Origin of the sequence: Caballeronia humi (assembly GCF_001544475.1) — a bacterium.
GTDB lineage: Bacteria > Pseudomonadota > Gammaproteobacteria > Burkholderiales > Burkholderiaceae > Caballeronia > Caballeronia humi.
Window position 1 is genome coordinate 1 of the sequence record NZ_FCNW02000165.1, and the last position, 1,684, is coordinate 1,684.

The following is a 1,684-nucleotide window of genomic DNA, read 5'->3' on the forward strand; positions in this document are numbered from 1 at the left end:
CCCGGACGGTCAGTTGAAACTCCCCCAGTTGTGGTCGCCTAAAATCCCCCACCGTGTGAAGCAGGACGAGGTCGAGTTTTATTCCTCTTTCGTTTTCTGCGCAAGGGCCTCAGCGGCTTCTTTGAGCCGATAGCTGCGGCCGTTGAACTCGAGCTGGTGGCAGTGATGCATGAGGCGATCGAGGATCGTGGTGCTCATGGTGTTATCGCCAAGGTACGCGCCCCAGTCCTGTACCACGCGATTGGACGTGACGATGATGCTTCGGCGCAGTTTGTAACGTTGATGGACCAGCGTCTGTAGTAGCGCGCCGGCCTCGTCAGGAATCGAGCGTGCCAGGAACAGGTCGTCCAGCACGAGCAGGTCCGCCTCGAGTATCGCGCGCAGGCGCGTCTGTTGCTGCTCCGCTGCGCTGAGCGCGTAACGGTTAAAGAAGTCGTCGGTTTCGAGATACTGCACCTTGTGGCCTTGCAGAACCGCCTGATACGCGACGGCCTTGGCAATGTGCGACTTGCCGGTGCCGGGTTTACCGATGATCAATCCGTTCTCGCCAGCGGCGACGAACTTCAGCGCATTGAGCTGGAAGCAAGCCTGACGCGGGATCTTCGGATTGAACGACCAGTCGAACTCGGCGAGCGCGAGCTTCTCTTCAAGTCCGGACTGCTGATAGCGCCGCTCGATTAGCCGCGACTGACGACGGTCGAGTTCGTCCTGCAGGATCAAGGCGAAGGTCTCAAGAAACGGTTGCTGGGTACCCTGTGCCTGTAGCACGCGGGTCTCCAGTGTGTCGCGTATGCCGGACAGGCGCAGCATCCTGAGGGCCCGCTCGATGTCGGGTAGCGTGGTGGTCATGCTGTTTCTCCGCTTGTAGTGGGATGGGGGGCGGCACTGTGCTGCGCGCCGACGTTGAAGAACTCGCCGTATTCGTCACCCGGGCGGATCAGGGCATGTTCCTGCGTGAGCGGTAGGGCCAGCTGTGGCGCACGATCGAGACGCTCAAGGGCCTGCTGGAACAGCCGTTCTACGACGGCACGTACCTGCCGATAACGATATAGGTGGTGACGCAGGGCGTGATCGCAGGCTTGCTCGACGAGCCACGCGGGATACTTCTTCGCCAGCGCGACGATGCCCCACATGCCGCGGTGGCCGACGCGACCTTCGGCATCGAACAGGTGTTGGCACAGCGTCTTCGTTTGTGGCCCGATGTCGGTGGCGCTGGCCAGCGCGAGACTGGTCTGGCGCGATGGATTGAACGGGCGTTCGCTCTCGGGAAGCTCGAGCGAGCCGGGCTCAATGTGGCGCGGATGGGTGCGCAACAGTTCCTGCGAGCGGCGATCACGGATCTCGATCGTGGTGTCGTAGATGCGCACACACACGAGACTGCCGATGGGCGCGGGCCGCGCCGCATAGTTGCTGCGTTCGACGCTTACGGTGGTATCGTCCCAGACAGTGCGCACGACCTCGGTAAAGTAGCGGAATCCCGTGATCGGCAACGGCCTTAGGTGAGGCTTCTCCTCCTGGAACATCGCCTCGACCTGTCGCCGTGCACGGCCATGGATGCGTTTGGCGGCCCAGTTCTCTTCCCAGTGCATTAGGAATTCGTTCTGGGCGTCGAGCGACTCGAATCGCCGGCCGGCGAGCGCGGTGTTCTGCGTATGCTGGATCGCGTTCTCTACGGAACCCTTGC

1 protein-coding gene and 1 pseudogene are annotated in these 1,684 nt (G+C 61.9%); both read right to left on the reverse strand.

Features of this window, described 5'->3' with window-relative positions:
* Positions 1 to 78 precede the first annotated feature (78 nt).
* Positions 79 to 849 carry an IS21-like element helper ATPase IstB gene (gene istB, locus AWB65_RS34775; RefSeq protein WP_087671252.1) on the reverse strand — a complete coding sequence of 257 codons (771 nt, stop codon included), beginning with the start codon at positions 847 to 849 and terminating at the stop codon, positions 79 to 81.
* A pseudogene (locus AWB65_RS34780) lies at positions 731 to 1,684 on the reverse strand (IS21 family transposase); the annotation flags it as partial. The gene istB and the pseudogene AWB65_RS34780, both read right to left, overlap by 119 nt.

Coding starts and splice junctions, on each gene's coding strand:
- istB (WP_087671252.1), bottom strand. CDS start 849: ATGACCACCACGCTACCCGACATCGAGCGGGCCCTCAGGATGCTGCGC.